25 protein-coding genes are annotated in these 26,839 nt (G+C 69.7%); 11 read left to right on the top strand and 14 right to left on the bottom strand.

Going from position 1 to position 26,839, the window contains the following annotated elements; all coding sequences use genetic code 11:
* Positions 1-30: 30 nt before the first annotated feature.
* Positions 31-951: a recombinase family protein gene (locus HD595_RS39945; RefSeq protein ID WP_253778585.1), complete on the bottom strand. Its 921-nt coding sequence runs from the start codon at positions 949-951 to the stop codon at positions 31-33.
* A 428-nt stretch (positions 952-1,379) separates the two neighbouring features.
* Here HD595_RS39945 and HD595_RS39940 point away from each other — a divergent pair, with 428 nt between their 5' ends.
* The 3 genes from HD595_RS39940 (at position 1,380) to HD595_RS46415 (ending at position 3,516) form a co-directional block, all read left to right on the top strand.
* Complete coding sequence (locus HD595_RS39940; RefSeq protein ID WP_253778584.1) at positions 1,380-2,045, top strand: nitroreductase; 666 nt, start codon at positions 1,380-1,382, stop codon at positions 2,043-2,045.
* Between the two features lie 144 nt (positions 2,046-2,189).
* Positions 2,190-3,071 (top strand): RNA polymerase sigma factor SigJ, encoded by an 882-nt coding sequence (sigJ, locus tag HD595_RS39935; protein WP_253778583.1) that lies wholly within the window; start codon positions 2,190-2,192, stop codon positions 3,069-3,071.
* A 76-nt stretch (positions 3,072-3,147) separates the two neighbouring features.
* Positions 3,148-3,516, top strand: coding sequence for a DoxX family protein (locus HD595_RS46415; protein WP_301311270.1), 369 nt, complete (start codon positions 3,148-3,150; stop codon positions 3,514-3,516).
* Between the two features lie 456 nt (positions 3,517-3,972).
* Here the strand turns inward: HD595_RS46415 and HD595_RS39925 are convergent, their stop codons facing one another.
* From HD595_RS39925 to HD595_RS39910, 4 genes are all read right to left on the bottom strand, one after another.
* Positions 3,973-7,023, bottom strand: a complete 3,051-nt coding sequence (locus tag HD595_RS39925; RefSeq protein WP_253778580.1) for a Tn3 family transposase — start codon at positions 7,021-7,023, stop codon at positions 3,973-3,975.
* 71 nt (positions 7,024-7,094) lie between these two features.
* Positions 7,095-7,835 (bottom strand): hypothetical protein, encoded by a 741-nt coding sequence (locus tag HD595_RS39920; RefSeq protein WP_253778579.1) that lies wholly within the window; start codon positions 7,833-7,835, stop codon positions 7,095-7,097.
* A 42-nt stretch (positions 7,836-7,877) separates the two neighbouring features.
* Positions 7,878-8,681 carry a hypothetical protein gene (locus tag HD595_RS39915; protein WP_253778577.1) on the bottom strand — a complete coding sequence of 268 codons (804 nt, stop codon included), beginning with the start codon at positions 8,679-8,681 and terminating at the stop codon, positions 7,878-7,880.
* Positions 8,678-9,001, bottom strand: coding sequence for a PadR family transcriptional regulator (locus HD595_RS39910; RefSeq protein ID WP_253778576.1), 324 nt, complete (start codon positions 8,999-9,001; stop codon positions 8,678-8,680). The genes HD595_RS39915 and HD595_RS39910 overlap by 4 nt, the downstream gene beginning before the upstream one ends.
* A 160-nt stretch (positions 9,002-9,161) precedes the next feature.
* Here HD595_RS39910 and HD595_RS39905 point away from each other — a divergent pair, with 160 nt between their 5' ends.
* Complete coding sequence (locus HD595_RS39905) at positions 9,162-9,839, top strand: response regulator transcription factor (RefSeq protein ID WP_253778573.1); 678 nt, start codon at positions 9,162-9,164, stop codon at positions 9,837-9,839.
* Positions 9,840-9,867: 28 nt separating this feature from the next.
* Here HD595_RS39905 and HD595_RS39900 read toward each other — a convergent pair whose 3' ends face one another.
* Positions 9,868-11,157 (bottom strand): HAMP domain-containing sensor histidine kinase, encoded by a 1,290-nt coding sequence (locus HD595_RS39900; protein ID WP_253778571.1) that lies wholly within the window; start codon positions 11,155-11,157, stop codon positions 9,868-9,870.
* Between the two features lie 86 nt (positions 11,158-11,243).
* On the opposite strand from HD595_RS39900, the gene HD595_RS39895 reads away from it, so the two are divergent.
* The 4 genes from HD595_RS39895 to HD595_RS39880 are packed head-to-tail and all read left to right on the top strand — an operon-like array spanning position 11,244 to position 15,662.
* Entirely contained in the window at positions 11,244-11,852 is a 609-nt protein-coding gene (locus HD595_RS39895; protein WP_253778569.1) for a hypothetical protein, read from the top strand.
* Positions 11,849-12,502, top strand: coding sequence for an ABC transporter ATP-binding protein (locus HD595_RS39890; protein WP_253778567.1), 654 nt, complete (start codon positions 11,849-11,851; stop codon positions 12,500-12,502). The genes HD595_RS39895 and HD595_RS39890 overlap by 4 nt, the downstream gene beginning before the upstream one ends.
* The gene (locus HD595_RS39885) at positions 12,499-13,143 is read left to right on the top strand and encodes an ABC transporter ATP-binding protein (RefSeq protein ID WP_253778565.1); all 645 of its coding nucleotides are present in this window, start codon (positions 12,499-12,501) and stop codon (positions 13,141-13,143) included. Before HD595_RS39890 ends, HD595_RS39885 begins: the two co-directional genes overlap by 4 nt.
* A complete protein-coding gene (locus HD595_RS39880) occupies positions 13,137-15,662 on the top strand; it encodes an FtsX-like permease family protein (protein ID WP_253778563.1) in 2,526 nt (841 codons plus the stop codon). The genes HD595_RS39885 and HD595_RS39880 overlap by 7 nt, the downstream gene beginning before the upstream one ends.
* Positions 15,663-15,666: 4 nt before the next feature.
* On the opposite strand, the gene HD595_RS39875 is transcribed toward HD595_RS39880, so the two are convergent.
* Positions 15,667-17,496 carry a glycosyltransferase gene (locus tag HD595_RS39875; RefSeq protein ID WP_253778560.1) on the bottom strand — a complete coding sequence of 610 codons (1,830 nt, stop codon included), beginning with the start codon at positions 17,494-17,496 and terminating at the stop codon, positions 15,667-15,669.
* A gap of 202 nt (positions 17,497-17,698) precedes the next feature.
* On the opposite strand from HD595_RS39875, the gene HD595_RS39870 reads away from it, so the two are divergent.
* Positions 17,699-18,112 (top strand): hypothetical protein, encoded by a 414-nt coding sequence (locus HD595_RS39870; RefSeq protein ID WP_253778558.1) that lies wholly within the window; start codon positions 17,699-17,701, stop codon positions 18,110-18,112.
* Positions 18,113-18,369: 257 nt separating this feature from the next.
* A complete protein-coding gene (locus HD595_RS39865; RefSeq protein WP_253781451.1) occupies positions 18,370-19,368 on the top strand; it encodes a bile acid:sodium symporter family protein in 999 nt (332 codons plus the stop codon).
* Positions 19,369-19,451: 83 nt separating this feature from the next.
* Here the strand turns inward: HD595_RS39865 and HD595_RS39860 are convergent, their stop codons facing one another.
* From HD595_RS39860 to HD595_RS39845, 4 genes are all read right to left on the bottom strand, one after another.
* Positions 19,452-20,192 (bottom strand): ABC transporter permease, encoded by a 741-nt coding sequence (locus tag HD595_RS39860; RefSeq protein WP_253778556.1) that lies wholly within the window; start codon positions 20,190-20,192, stop codon positions 19,452-19,454.
* A 280-nt stretch (positions 20,193-20,472) separates the two neighbouring features.
* Positions 20,473-20,730 (bottom strand): hypothetical protein, encoded by a 258-nt coding sequence (locus HD595_RS39855; protein ID WP_253778555.1) that lies wholly within the window; start codon positions 20,728-20,730, stop codon positions 20,473-20,475.
* A gap of 274 nt (positions 20,731-21,004) precedes the next feature.
* Positions 21,005-22,645 (bottom strand): Tn3 family transposase, encoded by a 1,641-nt coding sequence (locus HD595_RS39850; RefSeq protein WP_253778554.1) that lies wholly within the window; start codon positions 22,643-22,645, stop codon positions 21,005-21,007.
* Entirely contained in the window at positions 22,642-24,033 is a 1,392-nt protein-coding gene (locus tag HD595_RS39845; protein ID WP_253778553.1) for a DUF4158 domain-containing protein, read from the bottom strand. Before HD595_RS39845 ends, HD595_RS39850 begins: the two co-directional genes overlap by 4 nt.
* A 296-nt stretch (positions 24,034-24,329) precedes the next feature.
* Here HD595_RS39845 and HD595_RS39840 point away from each other — a divergent pair, with 296 nt between their 5' ends.
* Positions 24,330-24,740 (top strand): winged helix-turn-helix transcriptional regulator, encoded by a 411-nt coding sequence (locus HD595_RS39840; RefSeq protein ID WP_253778552.1) that lies wholly within the window; start codon positions 24,330-24,332, stop codon positions 24,738-24,740.
* Positions 24,741-24,815: 75 nt separating this feature from the next.
* Here HD595_RS39840 and HD595_RS47040 read toward each other — a convergent pair whose 3' ends face one another.
* The 3 genes from HD595_RS47040 to HD595_RS39825 all read right to left on the bottom strand — a co-directional run bounded on the left by HD595_RS47040 (position 24,816) and on the right by HD595_RS39825 (position 26,717).
* Positions 24,816-25,136 (bottom strand): erythromycin esterase family protein, encoded by a 321-nt coding sequence (locus HD595_RS47040; RefSeq protein WP_308211331.1) that lies wholly within the window; start codon positions 25,134-25,136, stop codon positions 24,816-24,818.
* A gap of 28 nt (positions 25,137-25,164) precedes the next feature.
* Positions 25,165-25,806, bottom strand: coding sequence for an ester cyclase (locus HD595_RS39830; protein ID WP_253778549.1), 642 nt, complete (start codon positions 25,804-25,806; stop codon positions 25,165-25,167).
* Positions 25,807-25,991: 185 nt separating this feature from the next.
* Complete coding sequence (locus tag HD595_RS39825) at positions 25,992-26,717, bottom strand: SDR family oxidoreductase (RefSeq protein WP_253778547.1); 726 nt, start codon at positions 26,715-26,717, stop codon at positions 25,992-25,994.
* Between the last annotated feature and the right edge of the window lie 122 nt (positions 26,718-26,839).

The following is a 26,839-nucleotide window of genomic DNA, read 5'->3' as shown; positions in this document are numbered from 1 at the left end:
AAATGCGTCTCGCCGAAGGGTTTTCGCAGGTCATGACGGATGCAGTCGGGTGGCCTGAACGGCTGCTGTAACACGGGCGGCGTACACGCGGTGCGCCTTGCGCTCGGTCGGCCCGGCCTCGGCAAGGGCGGCGCTCTGCTCCAGCGCGGCGCGGTGCAGTGCGAGCGGGGCCGTGATGCGGACCGAGTAGCCGCGGCCGCGGCGGATGGTCTGCCCGGAGGCGAGGGCCTGGCGGACGGTTTCATCGCCAGTGGTACGCAGGTGATCGGCGAGCAGTCCCGGCAGATCGAGGGTCGCGTCCAGGTCCGATGCGGGCATGCGATGCTGCTCGCCGGTGTTGGTCGGCGGTGCGTCGGGCAGGTTGCGGGCGCCGGCGGCGTCCAGGACGCGGCGGATGGTCTTGGGGGCGACTCGGTGCTTCCGGGCCAGGGCCTTGATGGCGACGCCCTGCCGGTACTCCTCGACGATAGTGATGGCCTTGTCGTGGTCGAGGGCGGCAGGGCGGCCGAGGGTCTTGCTGGCGGCCTGGGCGGCGGCGACGCCTTCCCGGGTGTTCTCGCTGATCATGTCGCGCTGGAACTCCAGGACGGCGGCCAGGACGGAGACCATCATTTTGGTGCCGGGGTCGTCGCTGGCCAGGTCGATGCCGGACAACAGTCCGGATTCGACGCGCAGGTGGAGGCCGCGGCGGATGAGCACGGGGCGCAGAGCGAGGATGTCGGCGACGGAGCGGAACAGGCGGGCGGCGTCGGCGATGCGGATGGTGTCGCCGACGGCGGCCTCGTGCAGCAGTGTGGTGAAGCCCGCGCGGTCGAGGGAGAGTTGCCGGCTGGAGGTGGCGGGGTCTTCGTAGACTGGGGCGCCGGCGGCCAGCAGAGCGGTGAGGGCGTGCCGCTGGCGGGCGTCGGTCTGCTTGTCGGTGGAGTGCCGCAGATAGACCCGGTCAGCCACGCCCGGCATCCGCGGAGTGGTTGCTGGTGAAGGGGATCTCCGTGCCGTTGTAGTTGGCCTGCTTGACCAGGGCCACTTCCCTTCCCGAAGGTCGGCCTTGGAGTAGCCGGTGGGTATCTGCGACCACTTTAAGGGGGCGGAAAGGGGAGGCGGAAGTCTGTATCGGATTCCATTGGATCGACCGGCCGTTTCCGCAGGTGGTGGACGGCGGCTTGATTGGATCCGCCCGTGGGGGCGCAATCGACCGGATTCGCCCCCACGGGCGGATTGGCTCGTGCTGGATCGTGCGACGGATACCAGCCGAGTCGGCGCGGACCCTCCGCTCCCTCAACTGGTCGTCAGGACATTGTCCAATGCCCGCCGATGCTCGGAGCTGACCGCTGACTACGGTGGAGGGTTGATCGTCAATGAGTGAGGGGTGCGAAGACGTGGATGTGTATGAGGCCGTGGACAGTCGCCGGGCTGTGCGGGCGTTCAGCGATAAGCCGGTGCCCAAGGAGACACTCGAACGAGTGTTGGCGACAGCGACGCGGGCTCCGTCGAGCGGGAATCTCCAGCCGTGGCATGTGTACGTCGTGACCGGCGAGCCCTTGGCCGAACTCAAGAGGCGTGCGACGGCCAGGGCTCGGGCGGGAGACCCGGGTGATGAGCGGGAGTATCCGATGTACCCGGCCGAACTGACCTCGCCGTATCTGGACCGCTTTTCCGCCGCAGCCGCACAGCGGTACGAAGCGCTGGGAATCGAGCGTGACGCCCCCGACAGGCCCAAGAAGATCGCCGCCTTGAACTCGGAGGCGTTCGGGGCGCCAGTCGTACTGTTCTGCTACCTGGACCGGACGATGGGGCCCGGACAGTGGGGGGACGCAGGGATGTACTTGCAGACGGTCATGCTGTTGCTGAGAGCGGAAGGGTTGCACAGTTGCCCCCAGGTGATGTGGACGATGTATCGCAAGACTGTCAGCCAGATGGTTGGAGCCGATGACGGGCTCGTACTGTTCTGCGGTGTCTCGGTGGGGTTCGAGAAGGAAGGCGTGCCACGGCTGCGTACAGGGCGAGCGGACATGATGGAGACAGTGAGCTTCATCGGAGTGTGAGCGCCAGGCGGTCAAGATCCACAGGACCGGATTTCCTGGCCAGGCTCGCCGACTGACCGACGCTCATGACATGAAGCTCATCTCGCGCTGCTGATGGCCGGCTCCAAGATGCCCAGATGAGGGCGCGGCACAGGAAGGACTGCGATGCACGGCCGCCCAGAGGCGCACCAGTCGGCAATCGAGCGGGCGTTCACCGAGCACCGCAGCCTGCTGCACGCTGTGGCCTACCGGGTGCTCGGCAGCGTCACCGAAGCCGAAGACGTGGTGCAGGACGCGTGGTTGCGCTGGAGCCGCGTCGATGTGGCGACCGTTGCGGACGCCGAAGGCTATCTGGTCCGGGTAGCCACCCGGCTGGCGATCGACCGGCTGCGCAGCGCGCGTGTGCGGCGGGAGTCCTATGTGGGATCGCGGCTGCCCGAGCCGATTCTGACCGATGCGGATGCTGCGCAGAACGCCCTGCTCAAAGAGTCAGTGTCGACGGCGATGCTGCTGGTGCTGGAGACGCTCTCCCCCGTGGAACGCGCGGTATTCGTGCTCAGCGAGGCCTTCGGGTACGGCCACCACGAGATAGCGCACTTCGTCGGGCGCAAACATGCGACAGTGCGCCAGATAGCGCTCCGCGCCAGGAAGGCGGTGGAGACGCGGCACCGCCGCTATGACACCGATCAGGCGACCAGGCGGCAGGCCACCGAGCGGTTTCTGGCGGCCTGTCTCGGCGGCGACCTGAAGGCCCTGATGGAGGTATTGGCGCCGGATGTGACCATGGTGAGCGACGGTGGCGGATTCACCGGCGCCCCTCGCACCGCCATCCACGGCCGCGAGCGTGTAGCCCGCGCCGTCGTCCTGTCGGCACAACGGCCGCACGGCTCGCGGGCGCAGGTTTTCCAGGTCAACGGCGGCCCGGGAATCATCATCCACGCCGGGCGCACACCGGTGCTGGCGGTCACCTTCCACCTGGTGAAGGGAACGATCGAGGCGATCCATGTGGTCAGCAATCCGGAGAAGCTGACCGGCGTCGCGCTGTAACACAGATCACACGGTGATCCGTCACTCCTTGGGCAGCCGTCTCGTCCGTGAGGCGATCAACTACTCGATCGTTCTCATGGAAAAGAGAAAATCTCGATGTTCGCCGTCTATCTCACGATCACGCTCCTCGTCGCGACGCTCAACGGCATGGCGGCCATCGCCAACCTCATCGGCCACGACTACCCCAAGAGCCAGGCGGACAAGTTGGGCGTTGCCCCGGTCCTGGATGCGCCCGTTGGGGGTGCTGCTGGCCGCCGGGGCGCTGGGGTTGCTGGCCGGCATCGCCGTACCGCTCCTGGGCACGCTCACGGCCAGCGGGCTCGTGCTGTACTTCCTCGGCGCGTTCGCAGCACACCTGCGGGCCAGGGACCACCACTTCGCCCCCTGGACCCTCTTCTTCTGCGCGGCAGTGGCCGCGTTGGCCGTCAACCTGACGTGCCGCTGAGTCTGCCGAGCGGAGGCATGCCTCGACGGCGTCGGCGTAGATCGCCGGGCGATCGACGTTCAGCGGAAGACGGCGGCGCTGCCGGGCATTGAGACGGTCTCTCTCAGGATCGTCCCCCGCGGGAGAGCGCCGTCGGGCTCGGAGGGTCGCAGCGGTCGACGATCAACCTCTCGGCCGATGGTTCAGCGGCTCACTGCCCTTTCTCTCGCCAGTTCTGCCCCCTCGAAGGCCGACTCGAGGACGACCGCCGGGACCGCCAGATTACCCGCCAGTTACTTTGCCCCTCGCCGTAGCTTCGGGAGCGCTCTTACATCGTCGAGCGAATCCACCGTATCGTTCTGCTACGCCGTACCAGAACATGGTTCAGCCGCCTGAACGGGTCTAAATCAGTCCAGTCAATCTCGCGAGAAACCACCGTTTTCCAGCCCACGAAAGTAGCTACTTGGGGCTCTGGGGCTAGAGAATCTCCTCCTCCCAGTCCGGCTCGTCGGGGTTGCGGAGCTGCCGGACGCCGGCGGGGCCGAGGTCGGGCTGGGCGAAGGAGTAGCTGCCGATCACGTTGATGTGCTGACGGACGAAGGGTGACAGGCGTGCGACGTCTTCTTCGGCCATGGGGTAGCCCTCGGCTTTGAGCTGATCGAGAGCCCGGTCCATGTAGAAGGTGTTCCACAGCGTGACGCAGTTGAGCACCAGGCCGAGCGCGCCGAGCTGGTCTTCCATGCCCTTGTAGTAGCGCTGGTAGATCTCGCCCTTTCTGCCGTGGAAGATCTTTCCCGCCAGTGCGTGGCGGGATTCTTGCAGGTTGCGTACGCCCTTGATGTCGCGCCGGTAGGGCTCCTCGACGGCGTAGGTGAGGATATGGAGGGTCTTGAAGATCCGCCCGTAGTGGGCGATCGCCTCCCCGAGCGGGGTCGGGTTGCCGTCCCGCTGGATCATGCGCATCACGTCGAAGGCGCGGATCTCGCCGGTGTAGATCGACACCACGACGCGCAGGATGTCGCTCCAATGCCGCTTGATCTTTTCCAGGTCGATCTTCCCGCGCGCGAACCGGGACAGGCTGCCGTAGTCGGCGTCTTGGATGCGCCAGCCCTTCTGATCGGGGATATCGGCCAGCGCGGGCCGGTACTGCATGCCCAGCAGGTGGACCAGGCCGAACACGACGTCGCTGTAAGATCCGGTGTCGGTCACCAGAACTTCGGGGCGCGGTCCGCCATCTCTCCGGAACGCCACATCGATCATGTGGAGCGAGTCGCGCACGGTCCCGGTGACGACCTTCGCCCCGAGCCCCACCCCACGGTCGTTGATCATGTTGAGCCACGTGACTCCGCGCGAGCGGCCGAAGTACTTCTTGTTCGGGCGGGTGTAGATCGAGGGCACCGGGACCACGAACCGCATCCCGTCGATTGCCGCGACCAGCCCACCGCCGAGTGCCTCGGCGAAACCGATCTTGCCCTGCTCATCAATGAGCGGACCGTTGGCCAGGGTGTAGGTCTCCGCCGACAGGTAGTTCTGCACCACGTGCGACAACCGTCCGCGCTCCAACGCCGGCGTGCCCGCCTTCACCACCGGCGCGTACCCGATGTTCAGCGCTTGGGCCGTCAGGCAGGCCGCGACCGAGACGTGGAAGTCGGAGAGCTTGCTCACCCCGCCAGCCACCGAGGTGAACGCGGCCTCGAACTCCGGAACGCGGCCCATCACCTCCAGCAGTAGCTCGGGCAGGTCCACCCGTGGCAGCATCGCGAGGACCCGCTTGCGCAGGTCGATCAGGGACGGTGGCTCCGGGAGGGCGGCCAGCTTGGCCACGTGCAGCCGTCCCTCCCCGTCCACGCTCACATCCACGCCGTCCTGTCCGACCCGGCCCGCGACATCGTTGAGCGCCAGATGCAGCACCAGCGCGTGCTCGGCGAGCAACTGCCCGGGGTCCTCAGGTAGCTGCAAGTCCACCAGCGCCGGCCCCTTGGCCGCCTCCCACTTCGCACCGTCCAGCAGTTGCCCGCGTGGATCCCGCCAGCGCGCCGAGGCCTCGGCATAGACGTCGCGGCGCTTGAGGTGCCGGTGAAACTGGGTGAGCATGCACATGGTGTAGGCGTTCTTGTCCACGGTGCTGCCGTTCGGCAGGCTCTTGAACACCAGCCGCTTCCAGGACCCGGTCACCAGGTCGGGGTCGATGTCGGCCTCGGTCACCTTCTTCTTGCATCCGTCCAGCAGCCGGGGCAGTTGCTTCATCGCCGCGAGCGCCCGCGCGCCTTCGGCGTTGGCACCGAATTCGATCACCGTGGTCAGCGTCTTAAGGAACCCCGACACGGTGGCGATCCGCGAGGCCAGCAGCGCCCGCATCTCTCCGTCGGCATCGACGTCGGGCGGCAGTACCATCTCCGTCACCGCCGCGACGGCCTCCCGCAGCTCCCGCCGGGGCACGATCGCGTCGATCGCCTCCCACAGCTGATCCAACCGGAGTTCCTCGCCGTACTCGGTGACCTCCAGCAGGGTCTCCACCGCCGCAGCGAGCGTGGCCGAATGCTTGGCCAACTTCGGATGCTGGCGTATCCGCTCCTTGTCGGTCGCGGTCTCGGCCTTGCCGACCAGCTCGGTGGTGACGAGCAGGTCCAGCATCTCCAGACAGTCGTCGACCGCCTTGCCCTCTAGGTAAATCACCGTGGCCAGCAACGTGGCGAGCTGGCGGGAGGGGCCATGGCGGCGCAAAGCGGTCGCCGTGGCCTGCATGCCGTATCGCGCCAGATCGACCATCCGCCGGTGCGGCACCTCCGGCGGCAGCGGCATCGCCCCCAGCCCCACTCCGAGGATTTCCGCGGCGAGTTCCAACGCCTTCTCCAGATTCCTGCCCGAGGGCGCCGCCGGGCCCTTGCGCCAGCGTTCCAGGTCCGAGGAGCGCCGGCCTTCGGGCACCTCCAGCAGCATCTCCAGGATCACCCGCTGCCGCGGCGACAGCACCTTGCGCAGCGTGTCATAGAGCCGGTCGGTGGCCTCATCCCGCACCCGTGCGACCAGCCGGGCCAGCGTGGTCACACCCGGGAGCAGCACCTTGTTGGTGCGCAGCCACGTCACCCCGTCATAGAAGATCGTCTTCTTGCCGTCGCCGGTGTTCCATGCCCGCGCGCTCGCCCACACGATGAAATCCGCCTCCGCCTGGGAGAACTCCTTCAGCGCGTATGCCTTGCGGATCGCGTCCTGGTGCTCGAACGGCGTGCTGCGCCGCTCGGTGTACTGGCTGATCTGCGAGACATCCTCGATCCCAAGTTGCTCGCCGAGGTACACCAGCACTTCGTCGGGCACGTCCAGCGGGTCGGTCAGAAAGCGCCCGACGTAGCGGGCTGTCGTCAGCTGGAGGGCGAAACCGAGGCGGGCGTGTGTCCCACGCCGTTCGGCGATCAGCGCCCGATCCGCGTCGTCCAGGTAGAAGAACCGCTCCAGCTCCGCCTGCGACGGAGCGCCCGAGAAGCGGCCGTACGCGGCCGCCTCACCATCACTCAAGAACTCAACCGGCATAGACGCCGAAGGTAGGGCAGGCAAGGCAAGCAGGACGAGCGGAAGATCAAATAGTTAGCCGAGGGCACCCGCTAACGGGACTTTTCGTTCGGATGCTCGTCATGCCCCGTTGATCGCCCGTCCCGGCGCAGCAGCCCGAGACAGGCATTGAGCGGGACCAGCAGGGCGACCAGCAACGTCGCGCCGACGACCACGCGGAAGGCGGCCGCCTGAAGAGGCTGGCGGCCGAGTCCATCACCGATCGCCTCGGCCAGCGCCAGCCAACCCGAAACGGCGGTCGCCAGCAGAACGGCGGCGACGATTCGGTGCCGGCGCAGGGCGTCGGCGACCCGGCGTGCCCAGGCGACGGGGATCCGCAGGCGTTGCGCGGCGGCCAGAAGGTCCTCGACCCAGTCGGTGTCGCCCCTGGCAGCGGGGCCCGCGTGGCGTAGGGCCACGGCCAGGGGCACGGCTGAGAGGGTGACCACCGCCAGCCCGGCGATCAGCAGCAGTTGCTGCCAGCCTCGCATTTCGGCGTGCGCGCCCAGGGCGACCGACGCCCAGCAGGTCACCACCGACACCGCCACGCTGATGAGCACCACCCGGGCGCCTCGCAGCAACTCGGCGCATCCGGGCCGCGCCCAGGCGCGGATGGCGAGCGCCAACGCCAGGGCGGGGATAAGCAGTTCGGTGGCGGAAATCACGACATCATACGGATCGTCCTGCCACGGGCTGTAGGCCCGCACGGCGCGGGACTGGGTGCTCAGCAGGATCAGCACGGTGAAGGCCGCTGCGGACACCATGCAGCACCGCAAGGCTCGGGTGAAGGTCACAAGCCAGACGCTAGTACGCCAAACGATATACCGTCAAACGTACTAGTGGCGGAGAGTCCGCGTGACGCTGATCGCTGAGCACGATGCGGCCCCTACGCCGATCGCCACGCCCGCCAGCGTCAGCGGGGTACGGCCGGCCAGGGCGGCCGCGACGCCGTCCACCATGGCGACCGCGCCGAGCAGGACGGTCACGGCTACGGCCGGCAGTATCGAAGGTCGCATCACCGCCGCGGCCGGCCGGGCCCGTCGCAACGTGACCACCGGCCCGATGGCGACCGCGAGCACCATCGCACCCAGCCCGATCACCCACGCCAGCAGACCGGCAAGGAAGCCCGCCAAGGGCCGATGCGCCTGCCCGAGCAGCAAGGCGCCCGCGACCTCGACGCCCACCAGGAGCGCCGCAGGCAGCAGCGGCCGGACCAGGCGGCGATCGCGGGCCGGAACCAGGACCCGCAGCGTCAGCTGCAGCGCTCCCGCTCCAGCCACGGCGCATCCCGCCAGCGCCAGCCACCAGGCCGCCGAGACCAGCACGCGAACCGCGTGCGGCGTCCCGGGCGGCGGCGGATCCAACAGGAGCCGATCCAGCAGCGGAACCGACGAGATCCCCGCGCACCAGGCGACCCAGGTGGTCGCCAGCGTCGCCTGGAGTCGCCGCCGCAGACGCGCCTCAGGGGCGCCCGCCAGAGCCGGCCGCAGCCAGGCGCGGGTGGCGCCGCCCGCGAGGTCGAGCAGCACCCGCGGGCCACCGCCGACATCCTCGACCAGCGCCGCGAGCTCCTGCCCGTAGCGCTCTCGAAACCACGGTGGATAGCAGGCCAGCGCGACGCGCGCCGCCAGGCCGCTCATCGCGCCACGCCCGCTGACAGGCGGCGCAGGCCGGTGGTGGCGAAACGCGACATCTCGGCCAGCCGTTCACCCAGCGCCGACGCTCCCGCCGCGGTGATCCGGTACGGCCGGCGTCGCTCCTCCCCGGGCAGCGCCTCCACCAAGCCCTGCTCCTCCAGCCTGGACAACGCGGCGTACAGCGTCCCCGGGCCGAGTGTGATGCCGGTCTGCTCCCGGACGTCCTTGACGATCGCGTAGCCGTGTTTCGGCTCCTCCGCCAGGCTCCCCAGAATCAGCAGCGGCGGACTGCCCCACCCGAGCGGATCTGTGCGTCGAGCCATCACGCCCCCTAGTACGTCAAACGATAGGTCGCCAGGCGATGCTACCGCCCTGGCGGCCCCACCGCCCGGGCATGGGAAGGGGCCCTTGAGTGCGGCGTCACCGTCGCCGGCCACTGACGGTTCGACCCGCCTTGGCAGCGCAACTCATACCATCGGCCGCATGGCATGTGTGCTGGTCGTAGAGGACGATCTGATCATCAGGTCCGAGCTGGTCGAAGCGCTGGCCGCCCAGGGCTACGAGGTGGAGGCGGCCGCGGACGGGGCCGAGGCGCTGCGGGCGGCCGAGCGGCACCAGCCGGATCTCGTCCTGCTGGATCTGGGCCTGCCCGATGTGGACGGGGTGGCTCTGTGCCGGCGGTTGCGCTCAAGGGTGCCGGACACGGTGATCGTCGTGCTGACGGCTCGTACGCAGGAGTTCGAGGTCGTGGTGGCGCTGGATGCGGGGGCTGATGACTATCTGACCAAGCCGTTCCGGCTGACCGAGCTGATGGCCAGGATCCGAGCGCACCTGCGTCGGCGCGGCCCGGCACAGGGAGAGCGCACGCTGGCCGCCGGGCGGCTGCGCCTCGACCTGCCCGCGCGGCGCGCCTATGTGGGGCAGGCCGAGGTGGTGTTGCGGCCCAAGGAGTTCGATCTGCTGGCGGCGCTGGTCAGCCGGGCGGGCGAGGTGGTGACTCGTGAGCAGTTGATGGATGAGGTGTGGGACGAGAACTGGTTCGGCCCCACCAAGACCCTGGATGTGCACGTGTTCGCGCTGCGCCGCAAGCTGGCCGAGCACGGCGAGCCGATGGAGCGGATCGTCACGGTGCGGGGGCGTGGTTACCGCTACGAGCCATGACCCGCCCCCGGCCGCCCACGTCCGGCCGTCAGGCATCGTGGCCGGGGAGTAGCAGGCTGAACAGCGGGGGCCTGGTGCGGCTGAGTACCAGCCGGCCTCCTTCCGCTTCGGCCAATGACCGGGCCAGGGCGAGACCGATGCCGTGGCTGTGGCCGCTGGACCTGATGAACGGGTCGCTGTCCGGGGCCACGCCGGGGCCGTGATCGCTCACCTCGACCGCCGTGCCAGGTCCCACGTCGGAGACGGTGACGGCGACCTCTCCCTGGCCGTGGCGCAGGGCGTTGTCGAGCAGGACGCGCAGGATCTGCCGGACGGCGGCGGGCTGGGCGGTAACCGGTGGCAGTGCGGGTTCCACGGTGATGGTCAGGCGGCGGCCCTGCCGGGCCAGCGGGCCGTGCCATTCTTGCCGGATCTCCTCCATCAGCGCGTCCACGTCGAGTTGCTCGGCGGGCGCGCGGCTGTCGCGGCTGAGCCGTACGAGATCGTCGAGGACTTCCTGCAGCCGCTCGCCTCTGGCCAGCGCGGCGCGGACCGCCGGGGCCAGGTCCGTGCCGGGCCGGGACAGCGCCGATTCCAGGCCGAGCAGCAGGCCGGTCAGCCCGGTGCGCAGTTGGTGGGAGACGTCGGCGCTGAAGGCCCGCTCGCGGGCGAGCACGTCGCCGAGGCGGCGCGCCGTCGCCTCCAGAGCTTGGGCGGCCTGGTCGGCCTCGCGTAGCCCGGAGGGGGAGGCGTGGACGCTGAAGTCGCCGCCGCCGAGTGCCTGCGCCGCGGCGGTCAGCCGCTCCAGAGGTGCGGCGAGCCGGGCCGACTGGCGCACGGCCGCACCTGCGGCCAGCGCGATCACAATCAGCGCCAGCCAAGCCATCAGCACCCACGCCTGATGGATGCGCTGCTCGACCTGCCAGTTCGGCGTCGCCACTCGGATGATCAGCGCCGGACCCTCGTCTGAGGGGACGGGGGCGGACACGGCCAGGAAGCCGTCCTCCACCGTGTCGTGGACACGGCCGTCCTTGCTGAAGGCGGCCAGACGGGAGTGGGTGGGGCCGTCGCCGAACAGGCGGGTGCCGGCCAGGGTGTAGCCACCGATGGCCAGGTCACCCGGCAGGCCCGTCGGTAGCTTCAACGGCCCTCGTGGTTCGTCGGGGACGGCGGCGGCGACCCAGGCGGCGTCGCGTTGCAGCGCGGCCACCGTCTGGTCGTGGTAGAGGATGTTCACCGCGATTGCGAGGGGCACCAGGAACAGCGTGACGGCCAGGGCGGTCACGCTCACGATCACCACCAGCACCCGCCGCCGCAGCGGCACGCCCTGTGCTGTCACCCCTCCAGGTTGGCAGAACCAAGGTAAACGCCCCGCTAACCCGTTGCTCAGCGGGCGCTTTCCGGCGCGCTCGTAGCGTGACAAACATGAAGGTACGGCAGAGCGTCATCGCCCTGGCCATGGCCGGGCTGGCGGCAGGCTGCGCGGCAGCGACGCCCGTCCAAACCCAGGCACAGACTCAGGTGCAGACGCAGACACAGGCCCTAGCGAGCAATGACACCCCGGCTCCGCAGCCCACGGAGTCGAATCCGCCGGGGGACATCCCGGACGACACGGTGTTCGTGACCTACCGGCACCCGGGGCAACCGTATGAGGTGAAGGTGCCCGAGGGGTGGGCGCGCACGGACTTGCCCACTGGGGCGAGCTTCACTGACAAGCTGAACAGCATCCGCATCGAGACCGTGCCCGCCGCCTCGCCGGCGACCGAGGCGTCGGTCAGGCGCCAGGTGCACAGCGGCGACATCCGCAAGGTCGACACGGTGACCAGGAAGGGCGGCAAGGCGGTGCGGATCGTCTACCGCGCCGACAGCAGCCCCGACCCGGTCACCGGCAAGGTCGTCAAGGACGAGGTCGAGCGCTACACCTTTTACCAGGGCGGGCGCCAGGCGACTCTGACCCTGTCCGGGCCCGTCGGCGCCGACAACGTGGACCCGTGGCGCACGGTCTCCGACTCCTTCCACTGGAAGGCGTCGTGATTCTGCAGGCCGAGGAGCTTTACCGGTTCTACCGGTCAGGCGATGAGGAGACCAGGGCGCTGCGCGGGGTCAGCCTGGATGCCGCCGCGGGCGAGGTCGTTCTGGTCAGCGGTCCCTCGGGCTCGGGCAAGTCCACGCTGCTGGCGTGTCTGGGCGGGCTGGACGACCCGGACGGCGGCATTGTCAGGGTGGACGGCCACCGCATCAGCCACCGGCCGGAGACGGAACGCGCCGCACTGCGGGTCCGGCTGATGGGCGTGCTGTTCCAGAACGGCAACCTGATCGAGCACCTGACGGTCGCGGCCAACGTCGACCTGGCCCAGCGGCTGGCGGGGCGGCAGGACCGGCGCCTGCGCGATGACCTGCTGACCCGCCTGGGCCTCTCGACCAGGGCACGGGCGTGGCCGAGCGAGTTGTCCGGAGGAGAGTCGGCCCGCGCGGGGCTGGCTGTGGCGCTGGCGAACCGCCCCGCGCTGCTGCTGGCCGACGAGCCCACGGGCGAGCTCGACCAGCACACCGAAGGGCCCGTCCTGCGGCTGATCCGCGAACAGGCCGGAGAGCGCACCGCCGTGGTGATCGCCTCGCACAGCCCGGCCGTGCGGCGGCTGGCCGACCGCGTGGTCGAGCTGAAGGACGGGCGAGCGACATGACCGCACTGGTCGCCTGCCAAGAACTGGCTCGGGTCTACGGCCACGGGGCGAACGCCCTGGTCGCCGTGCACGAGGTCACCTGCGAGCTCTGTCCGGGCGACCAGGTGGCGATCACTGGACCATCGGGGTCGGGCAAGACGACGTTGCTGCACCTGCTGGCCGGGCTCGACCGCCCCACGGCAGGGCGGATCGGCTGGCCCGCGTTCGACGACCGCCCACGTGGCCGCGTCGGCGTGGTCTTCCAGGGACCGAGCCTGCTCCCCCCGCTGAACGTCGTCGAGAACGTGGCGCTGCCGCTGCTCATCGCGGGATTGACAGACATCGAGGCCAAGGAGCGGGCGCTGGCCGCACTCGATGCCATCGGCCTGGCCGACCTGGCCGGATCGTTGCCCGAAGAACTGTCGGGCGGGCAGGCGCAGCGCGTCGCGGTGGCCCGCGTGCTGGCCGCCGGGCCTCGGCTGATCGTCGCCGACGAGCCCACCGCCCAGCTCGACTCCGACCTCGCCCGCCAGGTGGTGGACCTGCTCACCGAGGTGGCGTACCGGCTAGACGCGGCCCTCGTGGTCGCCACCCACGACCTGCGGGTCGCGGCGCGGCTGCCGAAGACCTGGACCATGAGCGACGGAGCACTCGCATGCTGATCCTCATCTGGATGCGCGGTCTGCTGATCCGGCGAACGGCCCGGCTGGCTGCCGCCGCGGCGGGCATCGCGCTCGCCGTGGCCCTTCCCGCCATGCTGGGCGCGTTCCTCGCCTCCGCCAAGGCCACCATGACCGCCCGCTCGATCCAGCGGGTCGCGGTCGACTGGCAGGTGGAGCAGCAACCCGGCCAGACCGTATCCGGCCCGATGCCCGGCACGTCCAGGCAAGTGAGCTTCGCCAGGATCGACGGGTTCGAGTCCCGCCAGGCCGGGCATACGCTGACGACGGGCGCGGGCCAGGTGCTCGGCCTGCCCGCCGACTACGCCGCCATCTTCCCCGGCGAGCTGCGCCTGCTCGCTGGGAACGCGAACGGGCCGCTGCTGGCCCAGCAGACCGCCGCCAACCTGCACGCCCAGCCTGGCGCCCGTGTCACCGTGCGCCGCCCTGGGCTGCCGGACGCGGCGGTGACGGTCACCGGAGTGGTGGAGCTGCCCGCCGCCGACTCGCTGTTCCAACGCGTCGGCGCACCGCCCGGCGCGCAGCCGCAGGCGCCCCCCGACAACGTGCTGCTCCTGCCGGAGACCGACTGGCACAGGATGTTCGACAGCATCCCGCGCGACCGGGTACGCACCGAATACCACATCCGCATCGGCCACCAGCTGCCGCCCGACCCGGCTGCCGCCTACACCGCGGTTACGGGGCAGGCACGCAACCTGGAAGAGCGCATGGCCGGCACCGCCCTGGTCGGCGACAATCTCGGCGCGGCCCTTGACGCCGCCCGCGAGGACGCCCTGTACTCCCAGGTGCTGTTCCTGTTCCTGGGCGCGCCCGCGGTGGTGCTCGCGGCCCTGCTCGCCGGCCTCGTGACCCGCGCCGGGGCGCCACGGCGGACGGCCGAGCAGGCGCTGCTGCGTACCAGGGGCGCCTCCAGGGGCACGCTGGTGCGGCTCGCGCTGGCCGAGACCGCGCTGGTGGGCGTGGCGGGAGCGCTGTCGGGCCTGGGGCTGGCCGCGCTGGCCGGGCGGGCGCTGTTCGGATCGGCGAACGTGTCGTGGTGGGCCGCCGCCCTGGGACTGCTGGTCGCAGCCGTCACCGTCCTGCCGCCCACACTGCACGCCACCACCGTGGCGGCCGCCCGCCGCCCGGTTGGCGCGGCGCGCCGCTCGCCCGCCTGGCTGCGATACGGGCTGGACCTGTGGCTGCTGGCCGGATCCGCGGTGATCTTCTGGATCACCAGCAGGAACGGATACCAGCTCGTCCTGGTCCCCGAGGGCCTGCCCCAGCTGTCGGTCGACTACTGGGCCTTCGCCGGGCCGGCGCTGCTGTGGGCGGGCGCGGGCCTGCTCATCTGGCGCCTGACCAGGACCTTGCCGGTCACCTGGGCAGTGCGGCCACTGGCCGGAGGCTTGGCGAGCACCGTGTCCGCCATGCTGACCCGCCAGCGCGCCCCGCTGGCCCGCGCCGCCACCCTGGCGGCGCTGGCCGTCGCGTTCGCCGTCTCGACCTCGGTTTTCGACACCACCTACCGCCAGCAGGCGCAGGTGGACGCCGAGCTGACCAACGGCGCCGACGTCACCGTCTCCCAGACCAGCGCGACGGCGCGGCAGCTCGCGGCCCTGCCCGGCGTGGCGCGCGTGGAGCCACTGCAGCACCGCTTCGCCTACGTCGGCTCCGACCTGCAGGACCTGTACGGCATCCGCCCCGCCGCCACCCGCCTGCACGACACCTACGTCTCCGGCGGCACCGCCCGTGAGATCCTCGACCGGCTCACCCACCAGCCGGACGCGCTGCTGGTCAGCCAGGAGACCGTCAACGACTTCCAGCTCCACCTCGGTGACCAGGTGCGGCTGCGCACCGAGGACGGCACGACGGTCCCCTTCCACTACGCGGGCGTCATCACCGAGTTCCCGACCGCGCCCCGCGACAGCTTCCTCGTCGCCAACGCCGCCTACCTGGCCCACCGGCTGCCCACCGACACCACGTACCTGATCACCACCGACGGGACCCCGCCCCACCGGGTCGCCGCCGACCTGCGCGGCAGGCTCGGCCCGACGGCGAAGATCACCGACGTGGAGACCAGCCGCCAGGTCGTCGGCAGCAGCCTCACCGCCGTGGACCTGGCCGGCCTGACCGCCATCGAACTCGGCTACGCGCTGGCGCTGGCGGCTCTGGCCACCGGTCTGCTGCTGGTGCTCGGCTTCGCCGAGCGGCGCCGCACGTACGCGCTGGCCAGGGTGCTGGGGGCGACCCCGCGGCAGCTGGGCTCGTTCGTTTGGGCGGAGGTGGGGCTGGTCGGGGTGGCCGCGGCCGTGCTGGGGGCGCTGTGCGGGTGGGCGCTGTCGCGGATGCTGGTCGCCGTGCTCAGCGGGGTGTTCGACCCGCCTCCCGACGCGCTGGCCGTGCCGTGGGCCTACCTGGCGGTGCTGGCGGTTCTCGGCGTCGCGGCGCTGCTGGCGGCCGGGGCGGCGACGGTACGGGCCGCCCGCCGCCCGCCGTTGACGGTGCTGCGCGACCTGTGACCGGTCAGCGGCTCGCCTCCAGCTCGGACAGCAGCGCGGTCCAGCGTTCTCCGATGGCCTCCGGGTCGTACCGCTTGGAGGTGGTCAGCGCGGCCGTCCCCATCATGCGGCGCTTCATCTCGTCGTCGATGAGGAGACCGATCGCCGCGGCCAGGGCGGCGACGTCCCCCTGGGGAACGAGAAGCCCGTCGTGGCCGTGAGTGATGATCTCGCCGGGCCCGTGCGGGCAGTCGAAGGCGACCACGGGCATCCCCTTGCTCAGCGCCTCCAAGATGGTCATCGGGAACCCTTCGCGGCGGGAGCTGAGCACGAAGATCGAGGCGTCGTCGAGCTCGGCGCCGACGTCGCGGCAGGCGCCGGGAAGCTCGACCGAGCAGGCCAGGCCGAGCTCGCCGGCCAACTTGAGCAGACGGGCATGCTCGGCCCCTGAGCCGACGATGCGCAGCCTCCACCCGGGGCGGGTGGCGCTGACCCGTTGCCAGGCGCGCAGCAGCAGGTCGAAGCCCTTGACCTTGGCCAGGCGGCCGATCGTGATGACGGTCTGGGAGCCGAGGGGAGAGCGGCCGCCGGTGAGGGGCGGGGTGGCGTTGGGGATGCGCAGCAGGTGCCGGGGCGCGCGCGGGCCCAGAGCCGCGCGGTAGGCGGCCAGGTCGGCCTCAGTCAGGGTGACGAGCGCGTCGAGCCTGCCGTACCTGCGGGCGATCAGATCCCGGACGGCCAGCTTGTGGGAAGCCAAGCCGGTGTGCTCCTGGCCGATCGTGATCACGCCGGGCGCGGCCAGCAAGGCGGCGGCCAGGTTGAGGCCGGGTCGCGTGGTGATCAGGACGCCGGTACGCAGCCCGCGCAGGAAACGCAGCAGGGCCAGGTCGCTACGCAGATCGAACCGGTCGTAGGCGGCCTCCTGCCGAGGGATGAGCCTGCTGCGGAGCAGCCGCGCGAGCAGAGCGCCACTGGGTCGGCGGCCTGTGCGGTCGTCCAGGAAGGCGACACGAACGCCCGGCGGCACCTGGAAGAAGGGCCTGCCTGCGGTCTTGGTGACACTGACGATCTCCACGTCGTGATGGGCCGCCAGCGTGCCGGCGAGGGTGAAGGCCGTCCTGATGGTGCCGCCCATGCCGTAGGCGTGCAGCAGGAGGATCTTCACCTGCCGGGTGCTGGGCGGGCCGGCCGTGCGCGCCCTGCGGCGGTTGTCTGCGCGCAGCAGGAACACTCCGAACCGTCGAGCGAGGCGTCGCGCGTTGGCGGCCAGGTGGACGGCGGCCGGGGTGAGGATGACCGAGCCCAGGGTGTCCGTGGGATAGTGCGCCCCGAGATAGACCCTCGCGGCCATCTGAGCCGCCACGAGCACGCCGCCGGCTGTCACGACGGGCCACAAGAGGCGGGTCTTTCTGGCCAGCAGCGCCACGGCGATCACGATCGACAGAGTCAGGCATACGTGACCGCTGGGAAAGCTTTCGTGGCCGAGCTCCCGCACCAGAGCGTGGACCGCCGGGGGCCGGGGACGGGCGACGACCACCTTGACCAGCGCACCCACACCCCACCCCGCGGCGATCACCAGCAGCACGCCTGCGGCGGCACGCCTCCGTCCCGACACGGCGACACCCACGATGAGGAGCGAGGCCAGGACCGTGCCCACAACGGTGCCGAATCCCACATTCAAGACCTGCGCCACCGTGGTCAGCCACGGGCCGCGCAGCGACTGCACCGACTGGCTCACCCTCATGTCCGCCGCAGTCCACGCCAGCGTGCGCGCGGCCAAGCCGACGACCACCCCCAGGCCCAGGGACGCGGCGGAGACCGGCACCGGGACGGTCGTTGTGCTGCCTGACCTCATGAACGCACGGTAGAGAAAGGCGTGACAGCGCCCGCTCAGCATCCGGTTAGCGCGGCGCTTACCTTCGCGCACGCGAGGGCAGGTGCGGATCGGGTTTCGGGCAAGGATTAACCGCACGTTATGGTTGGCCGAACCTGCCGCTATCCCGCGTCTCCGCAGACTGAGGACGTCAATACGACGTCAATGCATCGGAGATACTTCAATGCGCAGGTCTTTGCTCATCCCCGGACTCGCCACCGTGGCCGTCCTCGTGGCGGGCGGCGGAGCCGCCGCGTACGCCTCCTCCCTCGACCAGAGCCCCGCCCCCTCCTCCTCCCAGTCCTCCGCTGTCTCCTCCGAGCAGGCCCCCGACAACGAGGCCGCCACGCCCGAGCCGAGCGCGGAGCCCAACGAGGGCACTACGGAGGACGAGCAGGGCCAGAAGGCCGAGGCCGAGGACGGCAACGACGACCAGGGTGGCGAGAAGGCCGAGGCTGAGGACGGCGACGACGACAAGGGGCAGGAGGCCGGCTCCGAGACCCAGGAGGGAAAGCAGGGCCAGGCGGGTGACCAGCAGACGGGTGACCAGCACGAGCAAGAGGGCAAGGGCGACGCCTCCGAGCCCGAGGATGGCTGAGCACGACGCCGACTGAGATCGAGGACGGCTGAGCCAAGCGCCGGGCACCCTGAAATTCGCTGTGCTGGGGTGCCCGGCTCACTCCTGAGCGGTCGGCGCTGCGCCCGCGGTCGCGGCAGTCACGGGCACTGCAGACCTTCGGGTAGCGATGCACCAGCGGGCTCCTGGCCGACCGGGGCGGCCTTCGCAAACGGTCGTGTCAAATTCCTCCCCACTCAAGCGCCTTCACTGAAAGTAATCGATAGGTTGCTTAAGTGATGATCCGGATGGTGGGCACGGTGCAGCGATGGCTGCTCGCGTTGATGATCGTCTGTTATCTGCTGGCCGCGGTGGTGCCCGGGCCAGGCGAGGTTTTGCGGACGTTGGCGCTGCGCATGCTCGGATCGGGTGGTTCGGTCACGATGCCCATGGTTTTGCTGGCCGTGATGTTGTCGACCGCGGGTCTTGGGGTGCGCATGCAAGATCTGCGCGCGGTGGCGGGCAGGCCCCTGCGGCTGGCGTCGGGCGTGGCGGTGAACGCGCTCCTGCCGGTGGCGCTGTTGCCGGTCGCCGCGCTGTGCCTGCGGGCCTGGCCCGACGCCGCCGAGGTGGAGTGCCTCGCGGTCGGATTGCTGCTGGTGCTCGCGATGCCGATCGCCGGCGGAGCAGCGTCCTGGGGGCAGAACGCGGGAGGCAACGTTCCCTTGGTGGTCGCCATGATCGTGGGTTCGACACTGCTCAGTCCTGTCACGGTTCCGTGGGGGCTGACCGTGTCCGCCGCCCTGGTCGGCCCGGCGGGCGGGGGCGCGTTCGTCCTGGCCCTGATCGTGCTGCCGTGCCTGGCCGGGATCATCGCGCGGGCCATGCTCGGCGAGCGGCGAGCAGCACGCACCGCTCCGGTCATCAAGCTGATCAACATCGTGAACATCCTGCTGCTGTGCTACATCAACGCCTCCGGCGCGCTCGGGCAGGCGCTGTCACACCCCGACCCCGACTTCCTGATCCTGGCCGCCTGCGTGGCCGGCGCGGTCTGCTGCCTGTCCTTCCTCACCGGCAGATGGATATCCCGATGGACCCGATGCGACACCCCCGACGGCATCTCACTCACCTTCGCCACCGGCATGAACAACACCAGCGCGGCCGCGGTCCTGGCCGCAAGCTGGTTCGCGCACCGTCCGCAGGTCCTCCTGCCGATCCTGGCCTACAGCCTGCTGCAAAAGCTCGCCGCCAGCCTGTTCGGAACCCGGCCGCCAGCCCCACCTGCGGCCCAGTCATGAGCCCTCCCGCGCCGTCTCAATGACGCGCATCGCCGACCTCACCCCGCCGAACCGCCGAACTGGGAGGCGCCAGGCCAGGCGGCTCACGTGAAGCAACCACGCGCGACCATCTCGGTCGTCACCAGGATCGCGACCGCCTCGGCGGCCAGCAGAGCCACCAGGACAACGAGCTGCACCACTCCGGCCTCGGCCGGGCTCGCCCCACCGAGCAGCATCCCGACGAAGGCGCCAGGAAGGGTGACCAGCCCTACCGTCCGGGTCTGATCCAGCGCGGGCACCAGCGCCTGGGCCGCGGCCGGGCGGCAGATCTCCAGCGCCGCCTGCCTGGGCAGGAAGCCCAACGCCAAGGCCGCCTCCACCTCTCCCCTTCGCTGGACCAACTCCTCCGCAGCCCGCCGTCCGGCCAGGGAGGTAGCGGTCAGGCAGCCACCCAGCAAGATCCCCGCGATAGGGATCACCACGATCGGCTCCAGGGAAATCGTCCCGCTCACGGCCAGCATCGCCAGCACCGGCGTTGTGCCCGCCGCGATCGGCACCGCCGCCCACCATGCCTTCCGGCCACGCGTGATGCGCCGGCCCGCGGTGAAGGCGGCCACCCCGTACATGAGCAGGATGAATCCCGCCGTGGCCGCGAAGGAGGCGATCACCCAGGCGATCAGCACGGAGACCGCGCCGAGTTGGGCGGCCGCCCGCAGGCAGGCGGTGAGGACCGCTCGTCCATGTCCGAGCCGGCCGAGCCAGGCCACCAACGCGCCCAGCACGACGAGGGCGATCAAGGCCACCGGCAGGAGCGCGGTCAGGGAGATCAACGAAGAGGAACGCACAGCATGTAGTGTGCCGCCGTCTACCACCTCGACGATCGCCGGGGCGCTTCCACAGCACCGTGATCCGCAGTAGCGGTGGGGCCGTGACCGCCGCCGGCCTCAGCGCGCAGGGCTCCTCGGGCGGGGCCCCAATAGGCCGCCCAGCTCAGTCTCCACCAGTCTGCAGACGCCCTGGCGAACAGTTATGCGCCGCCCCTTCGCCTAGGGGTGGCGCCCCGCAGATGCAGGGCCGGCTCAGCTTCGCCTCATCGCATTTCGCCGGGACGTCGTGAGCCACCGCCTACCGCGCCTTCCTGTGGCGGATCTTGTCGAGGATCGCGGCTGCGATGAAGGTCAGCGGGGCGAGCGCGGAGGTCGCCATCACCGTGATGAGGAAGCCTCCAGCGTGTGCCTTGGCCCCGGGTGGCATCCACGAGGGCAGCGGCGGCGGGTTGAAACGCAGGGAGGGCGTCACGTGGTGCCAGACGAATATTTCGCGGTACAGGAAGAACCAGCTCAGTAACCACGCGATCAGACTGATCCGCTTAGCCCATCGCATGCCCGCGCCTTCCGCCGACTGGACAACGTGCTAGCCCCGACCTGCATGATCTGCGCGCGGCGGACCTGGCCGTTCTCATGCCCGGCGTCACCAGGAGCTGGCGCACCGTCGTGCTCGACGCCGAGACCATGACGGCCGCCGACGGCAGCTCCACCTCATCATCGCGCTTACCGGATCGGACCGTAAACACGAAGGGGGTGACCCACGCACGCGGGTCACCCCCTTTAGATCAACCGCCTACGCCGTCTTCCTGCATGAGCGCGGCGCGGGCCTGTCAGGGCGCCAGCCCCAGCTCACGCAGTTGTGCGGGCCGCAGCGGCCGCCAGCCACCGGTGTCAAGCTTGGCCAGTTCCGCCTCGACGTCCACGTTGATGACGCCAAAGAAGTTGATGTTGTCGCTGTGGCCGGGCGAGATGTGCGACAGGATCTCGTCGCTCACCTCCCGGCCCTGCGAACGCAGCTCCAGCACCGCCCGAGAATAATATTCGGTCGTCCAGGCGACCACCGAGTTGGTCAAGACGGTCAGGCACCACGCCTGCTCGGTCTGCTGCTCCAGATGCGGCCGGGTGATCGTGCCCTGCTGCGCATAGTGCAGGTCGCGGCGCAGCGCGTGCAGGCTCTCCCCCTTGTTCAGCTGCCGCGAGATCTTCCTCCTGAAGACCGGGTCCGACAGGTATTTCGCGAGGTGGACGGTCCTTCTGAGCATGCCCCACTCTTTCAACGCGGCCGCCAGGGTGTTCTGCCGCGAGGCGGCCGACCACTTGCCGACGATCAGCGAGGCGGTGGCCTGGCCGTACTTCAGCGACCCCGCCATCCGCAGCAGGTCCGGCCAGCAGCCGGCCACCAGGTCCTCATTCCAGCGCGCGCCCAGCAGCGGCCCGGCGTGCGGGTAGCGCTTGGCGATCTCGGTCGGGGTCTCATCCCGCACCAGGGTGACCCGGGTCAGATCCCGCAACCGCGGAGTCAGCGCCTTGCCGACCAGGTCGAACAACGCAAAGTTGATGAGCGTGGCTCCGTGAGTATCTGTCGCGTGCTCGGCGATCGGAAGGTCGGTCGCGTTACCAAGGAAGTCGTCCAGGACGAAGTGCGCCTCCCGCGCCGTCGGCACGATGATCTTCGTGCCGTACGTCGACCACTGATCGGAGACATGGGTGTAGGTGGACAGCACCTGACCACCGTGAATGACCATGTTCCGGCCGGTCACGGTCTTGCCGCGGACGGGGAACCGCTGGCCATCGGAGGAGCTCATGGTGCCGCCACCGAACACCTTGGCCAGCTCCAGGCCGTAGTGGTGGTCGACGATGACCGTGTTGGCCTCGCGCAACGTCTCCTCCCGCACATACCACTCCATCGTCCAGGCCAGCACGTCATAGGACACCCCGCAGGCCTCCGACATGCGAGCCAGGCCCAGGTTGGTGGACATCGCGATGAGCACGGCCAGGATGTTGCGCTTGGTCTCCACGGACGTGGAGAGCTTGCGGCCGCCGGCGTGGGTGAAGCAGTCCAGGAAGTGCGTGCGCGCGTCCAGCTCGATCAGCAGCGAGGCGATCGGCGCAAACGGCAGCATCCCGGCCAGCTCGTCCTTCAGCGCCTTGGCCTCGGTGGGCACGTCCTCGGCCGACAGCGGTGGCACCACCAGATGCTCGTCCTCATCCAGCCGGACCATGCCGGTGTCATCCGGTGCGGCGCCGGCCAGGGTCTTCTCCAGCTCCTCCAGAGCCTCGTGCAGTTCCTCCTTGCCCTGCTCCAGCGCCTCAGCCGCGTTCGGCGGTTTGCCCACCAGGCGGCAGTACTCGGCGCGCTTGGGTGCCCACTGCTCGGGCGTGTAGAGGTAGGTGGCCGGGTCGGCGTAGCGCCGCGAGCCCGGCACGAACACGTCCCCGCTGCGCAGCCCGTCCCGCAAGCACAAGATCACGCACAGTTCCCAGAAATGGCGGTAGGCGGTGTCCTCCCGGACTTGCGGGCCTTGGCCAGATAGTCGGCGTACTTGGTCGGCACGAAGCCGCTCGGCGCTCCCGCGGGCACCTTGCGGCCGCCGAGCCGGTTCATCTCCTTCAAGACGGCCACCGCCTCCATCAGCTCGCCCGTGCCCGGCCCGCCCTGGAAATCGATCGCGGCCAGCACGTTCGGGGTGAACTGGCGCAGATAGGTGTAGGAGGACTCCAGCTCCGACAACCGGCCGTGGTCGCGGGGCAGCGGCTTCCACGCATCCGAGGTCATCTCCCGTAGGCGCTGCATACCGATCCGCTCGCGCAGCATCCCGCCCACCTCATCGTCCGGGATCGACGGGTCGGCCAGCACCGGCAGAATCATCTCCATCACCAGCTGCCGGACCTCGCCCTTCTTGGCCCGCTCGACCAGCGCCTCATCCGTCTTGGACTTCGCCCGCGACTCGCGAGCCGACACCGCCTGATCGAACAGGGACACCACCTCATCGAGCTGGTCGACCGCAGCCTGGGCCACGAACGCCAGCAGAATCGGGAACTTACGCTCCTTGCGCCGCTCCAGCCCCTGATTGGTCGAGCGGCGTGCGACCTGAGCCAGGAACCGGCGGCGCTCGTTCGGCAGCACCGACACATCCATCTGGTGGGCGTCGATCGCGCGCAGCCAGGTCAGCTTGTCGATCGCGGTCTTCACGGAAGTCGCCGACGCGTCCCGGGCCAGGGAGACCAGCCACTCCAGCCGGGTCATCCCCAGCCCCGCATCCACGGCCAGCATCCGCTCCAGGTCGGCGCGGAGCTCTGCTGTCAGCAGGTGCCCCACCAGCTGCGAGGTCAGATCGGAGGCCGCCTTGCGCGCGGTGCCGACCATCTTGGCCAAGATGAGCGCGCCAGGCCGGATCACCTTGGCCGCCATCAGGTACTCGCGCGCCAGGTTGAACAGCAGCGTAGGCGAGTCGTGCTCCATCGCCCGGTCCAGCAGGAACTGCTCCAGCTCCTTCATCGCCTGGCTGCCCGCCGGGGCGGTCTGCCACTCCAGATACTTGGCGATCAGGCCCAGATGGTCCGAGCGGGTCTGATCGCGCCTGCCATACAGCCGCAGCGCCGCCGGCGCCACGCCCAGCCGCTCCGCGACCCGGGCCACGGCCGCCGGCGGCGCCGAGGCCACATCGTCGGGCACGAACCCGAGCCACGGCAGCGTGCATAGCTGGACCAGCATGCCCAGCTGGTCGACCGGGCCCCGCCCCTTGCCAGGATCGACGAACGCCACGTCGGCCGACGTCGGCGTGAAATACCGGATCAACTCATCCGCGCTGACCTCCGGGAACGAGCGCAGCTGCTCCAACTGCTCCTCGGAGAACATCTTCTCTGACAATGCACCACTCCACGTGCCGTACCGGACAAAACCGGAACGACCGTAGCGGCAATGATCATCAATCCGCCACAGGAGGTCAACTCCTCTGTTACAGCAGATCAGAGGCTACTTCGTTGGAAATTTCTTCATTGCTACCGGGACCCCTTGAAACCATTGCTGCGTGCGATGGGCACGTGTTGTTCCTCATCTGTTCACGATGATCCTGCCTGCACGCAGGACCGTTACGATTGATAACGGGATCAATCGTGACGCAAGCTTAGAGAGCTTCGGAAGAAGGCACTTTCTTGTCGCAACGGAACACCGCAGTAACAAACCAGCTCACGCCCGCGACGACGGCACCCGCCCCTGACGATTGCCCGCTGCCCGAGGTCCTGAACTTGATCGGCGGCAAGTGGAGCGCTCAGGTACTGGTCGAACTGGGCAACGGTCCACGCCGCTTCACCCAGCTGGAGCGCGCGATCACGGGCATCAGCCGTCGCATGCTGACCGTCAGCTTGCGCGATCTCGAACGCAATGGGCTCATCACGCGAACCGTGCACCCGGATTCCCCACCGCGAGTCGAGTACGCCACTACTCCATTGATCGAAGACATACGCGAGCCCCTCGAAGCGCTCACGGACTGGGCCCGTCTCGCGGCCCCTGCCATCACCGCAGCTCGCCGAGCCTACGACGGTTCAGCCGATTCACATCTCTGATGCGCTGTCATTTCTCACCGACATTACTGGCGGGTATCGGAATCTAGCGCTGTCAGAACTGCCCTACAAACGCTGCTACTCGTCACCGACGAAACCAACCGGGTGTTTCTGGATGTGGTTGTTGTGCGCCGCCAGCACCATGCGGGTGCCGGGGGCGGAGCGGGCCAGGTGCCACCGCACCGTTTCGGCCATGTACCGGTCGCGCACCGACAGGTCGGCGGGCAGACGTCGGGGTCCAGCGTGGTGAGGGGCGCCGCGTGTCGGGCGAACCAGTCGGCGGTCGCGTTTCGGCCGGTGGTGTTCGAAGGCATGATGAGTCGCTCGTCTCTCGGATGGCGCGATGCAGGGGGAAGGGCACCGATACGGGAGCGCAGGCGTCGACGACGGTGTGGTCACGCGGACTGCCGGCCCGGGCAGGGCGGCGTCACCGCCCTGAGGGCGCGGTGACGCCGCCCGCTCCGAGCTGGTTCAGCAGCGTCTCGTTGTCCTCGATGTGCCAGTCCTCGACGATCTTGTCGCGGCCGACGTGCTGGATGTCGATGGCGTCGAAGCCGACGCGTTGGCCCTTGCCCTGGATGCCGTTGAAGGTGCCGGTGAAGTGGCCGCGGAAGACCAACCGGGCGGTGATCTTGTCGCCCGTGACCAGCAGGTCGGACAGCTCGCAGGTCAGGTCCGGCACGGCGGCACGGAAGTTCGTCGAGGCGAAGAGCGGGCCCGCGGGGCCCTGCGGGCGGCCCGCCGGAAGGGTGTTGTCCTTGAAGCGCGGGCTGATCGCGGCGTCGAGGTACTTGCGCTGCCCCGTGTTCCAGAACGTGTACAGCTGCTGGGCCAGGTGGACCTCCTGGGCCGCGCGCGCGGCGCCGATCGAGCGGTCCACGGTGATCTGCCCGGGCTGGACCAGATCGGGTGAGCGGTCGATGAGGCGCTGCGGCCAGGCGTGCGAGAGCTGGGGCCGGTTGCCGTCGTGGGCGTGGGCGGCCGTGGCGACGCCGCCCGCGAGGCTCGCCGCCACGGCGACGACGGCGGTGCGGACAGCAGCGGTACGGACAAGGGTGCGCGAACGCATGAGTGGTCTCCTCGCATCAGCCGGTCACGCGCGCGGCGTGCCGGGAGGGCCGTCCGGTCCCTTCGACCGGACGGAAGAACGGGTGCGTACGGTGGCCGCCCCGGTGCCGGCGGAGGCTCCGGTGACCAGGAAGACCGTGCCGTCCAAACGGAAGATCCATCACGTGCTCCTGGTGATGCGACGGGTCAGGCGAGGCGGCCGCCGCCGTCGACATGCAGCACGGTGCCGGTGACGTAGGGGTTGTCGATGGCGTAGAACACCGCCTTGACCAGGTCCTCCTGGCTGCCCACCCGCCGGGCCGGGTTGCGCTCGGCCACGCCGCGCAGGAACGCCTCCTTGTCGGCGCCCAGGCCGTCCCAGGCGCCGGTGTCGACGATGCCGGGAGAGACGGCGTTCACCCGGATGGGGGCGATCTCCACCGCCAGCGCCTGCACCAGGAAGGCCAGCGCGCCGTTGGTGGTGGCCATCACCGTGCGCGCGGGCGCCGGGCGCCAGGCGGCCACACCGGAGAAGAAGGTGAACGAGCCGTGCTCGGACACCTGGCCGGCCAGGTGCTTGGCCAGCAGCAGCGGACCGATCACCTTGGCCGAGAACGCCCGTCGCACGTCGGCCGCGTCGAGGTCTCTCAGCGGGCCGTTGGCCGGCATCGCGGCGGTGGAGACGAGGTGGTCGAAGCGGCCGAGGGGTCCGGCGAGGCCGGCGATCGACCGCTCGTCGGACAGGTCGAGCGCGTGCACCTCGGACGGCCCGGACAGCTCACCGGCCGTCCACTCCAGCTTGCGCGGATCCGGGCCGGCCAGCACGACGGTGGCGCCGGCCGCCGAGGCGGCCTTGGCGATGGCGCGCCCGGTGTGCGAACCGGCGCCCACCACGACAAGCCGCTGTCCCTGGAGAGGGGTGTCGTCGGACATGGGAGAACTCCTTCGAGTCGTCGGGGATCGGCCGCCCGCTGGTGTCTCCGGCGGCCATGTCCCGACCCTCTCGCGACCTCCTACGATGAGTCCAAGGCTTGTTTTCTACCGCAGCGATAACA

Origin of the sequence: Nonomuraea roseoviolacea subsp. carminata, assembly GCF_024172185.1 — a bacterium.
GTDB classification, from domain to species: domain Bacteria; phylum Actinomycetota; class Actinomycetes; order Streptosporangiales; family Streptosporangiaceae; genus Nonomuraea; species Nonomuraea roseoviolacea.
Note: the sequence above shows the minus strand (reverse complement) of the source record. Positions and strands in the feature narration are given on the sequence as shown.